Source organism: Hydrogenophaga sp. 5NK40-0174 (genome assembly GCF_040372165.1).
Classification (GTDB): Bacteria; Pseudomonadota; Gammaproteobacteria; order Burkholderiales; family Burkholderiaceae_C; genus Hydrogenophaga.
Window position 1 is genome coordinate 1 of sequence record NZ_BAABWG010000022.1, and the last position, 695, is coordinate 695.

A 695-nucleotide genomic window follows, 5' to 3' on the forward strand; every position below is an offset into this window, starting at 1 on the left:
TGGACAGCGACCCGGACGGTGATCCACTGACGGTGGTGCCGCAAACGGGTGCTGCGGGCAGTGCAGGCGGGGTATTTGACGTGGCGGCCAATGGCGACGTCACGTTTGACCCCAATGGAGACTTTGAATCGCTGGCGCCCGGCGAGAGCGTTGCGACGACGCTGACCTACACCATCGATGATGGGCAGGGCGGCACGGATACGGCGACGATCACGGTGATCGTCAATGGTGAGAATGATGCGCCTCAAGTGGTGCCTGGCAGTGAGATTCCGGATCAGGTGGATGTCGATGGCAACACCATTGCACCGATCGATACGAGCAGTGCATTCACCGACCCGGATTCGAGTGATGTCCTGACCTTCTCGGCAGCAGGTCTGCCAACGGGTCTGACGATTGACACGAATACAGGCGTGATCTCGGGGACGGTGGACAACTCCGCCAGCCAGAATGCCCCAGGTGGCGTGTTCACGGTGACGGTGACGGCGACCGATCCTGCGGGCGCAACAGTGACCGATACGTTCACGTACACGATCACCAACCCGGTACCGGTGGCGCAAGACAATGACTACGGTGTCAGCGAAGACGCTGGTGCAGCCGTGGTGGGCAATGCGCTGACGGACGACACCGGAGACGGTGTGGACAGTGACCCGGATGGCGATACGCTGACGGTTCAGCCGCAGTCGAATGTGGCGGGC

The 695-nt window shown here is 61.7% G+C and carries 1 protein-coding gene; it reads left to right on the forward strand.

Annotation, left to right across the window (positions count from 1 at the left end):
- On the forward strand, window positions 1-695 hold a 695-nt coding region (locus ABWV89_RS18850; RefSeq protein WP_353400624.1), incomplete at both ends, for a cadherin-like domain-containing protein.